Raw genomic sequence first — 1,252 nt, forward strand, 5'->3', positions numbered from 1 at the left:
TTACAAAGCCCCGGCTAACGAGGCTTTGGATTCAAAATCAACTCAATCGTTCCCAAACTAAATCAGCTATCTTGGCTTCTTTTTCTAGGTCAAATTGAGACTCATGTAGAAAATACTTTATGAATGAACGTATAGTATTTTTTTGATTCAAAGATAACTTTACAAATAAAGACTCATACTCTGAGCCACCTTGTATATTGAGGCTCAAGACAGAAAAGATGGAATCTGATAAAACATCAATCTCATCAAAATTAGATAAACAAAGAGTCATGAATGAAGGTAAATAATAAACGAAATAAGCTGGAGCTAGTCGGTAGACTATTGCTGTCAAATCTACTTGACAACATTTGATCACATCTATTCCAAAGTCTTCCCAAGATTTACCACTCAAAATTCTTATAACCTCTTTGTCTTCCCAATCTAAATTAGGCCTATCTATCAAAGGGCAACTGGGTTGCTTTGTACTGCCAAATGCATATGACAAACTATCTAATAGCGCTAATTTATTCATTGAACTAACTTCTCACTTATTTTTGTAAAGATTGACATTTAGCCATACTTTTCCAAGCATCAATAGCTTGGTTTCTATGATTTGCATCTCCTCCCATGAAACACTTTTTATTTATTGTGTCTCTCGCTATTGCACACCTCTGGTTGGCGACCTCCCGAAGGAATAAATCACCTCTAGACATGGATTGGGAACATCTTCTTGGTCGTTTGCATTCTTGGTTTACGTTTTGCTGTAGTTTTTGCTGTTCAGATGGGGAGCATTGACCGGGAGGTTCAATGTTATTTGCCGCAGGGCTAATTTTCAGACCCGCATTATCAACTTCACAACTTTCATTATCCTCATTTCCAAACAAATCAGAAATCTGAATAACAGAATCGACAAAAGCCATATTTTCTTTTGTACCCGGTAAAAATACCGGATGAGCAGCAGGAGTGGGACCCGGCCCAACAATTGGAATCGCTGTTAAGCCGTTAGGGTCATAATTATTTACAGGGTTATTTCCAACATATCCATAAGTATTAATCCCACCCGCTAAACCAATCGGATCTGACTGAATGTAGCGTCCCAATTCAGGATCGTAATCCCTAAATTAGTTGTACTCTAAATAGGTTTTGAACTATCGAATTAGAAGCTTGATAGTTATAGCCTAGCTTCATCCTATTTCCATTAATATAGTTCTAGGCTAAAGCCTTAGTTAGAGAGCCTTTAAACGCAAGCTTTAATAATAGCTAATTCCAATAT

General features: G+C 37.0%; 2 protein-coding genes and 1 pseudogene. All 3 read right to left on the minus strand.

The genetic code is table 11. The features are described from left to right. Nucleotides 1-37: 37 nt before the first annotated feature. Nucleotides 38-511 (minus strand): DUF6714 family protein, encoded by a 474-nt coding sequence (locus tag L1D46_RS20680; protein ID WP_239978171.1) that lies wholly within the window; start codon nucleotides 509-511, stop codon nucleotides 38-40. Nucleotides 512-527: 16 nt separating this feature from the next. After that, nucleotides 528-899, minus strand: coding sequence for a hypothetical protein (locus tag L1D46_RS20685; protein ID WP_256854553.1), 372 nt, complete (start codon nucleotides 897-899; stop codon nucleotides 528-530). An 87-nt stretch (nucleotides 900-986) separates the two neighbouring features. Further along, a pseudogene (locus L1D46_RS20950) lies at nucleotides 987-1,088 on the minus strand (RHS repeat-associated core domain-containing protein); the annotation flags it as partial. Between the last annotated feature and the right edge of the window lie 164 nt (nucleotides 1,089-1,252).

The sequence above is a fragment of the Pseudoalteromonas sp. Isolate3 genome (assembly GCF_022398505.1).
GTDB lineage: Bacteria > Pseudomonadota > Gammaproteobacteria > Enterobacterales > Alteromonadaceae > Pseudoalteromonas > Pseudoalteromonas apostichopi.

Excerpts from the sequence above, each read along its gene's own strand:
- L1D46_RS20680 (WP_239978171.1), bottom strand. The coding sequence starts at position 511 with ATGAATAAATTAGCGCTATTAGATAGTTTGTCATATGCATTTGGCAGT.
- L1D46_RS20685 (WP_256854553.1), bottom strand. The coding sequence starts at position 899 with ATGGCTTTTGTCGATTCTGTTATTCAGATTTCTGATTTGTTTGGAAAT.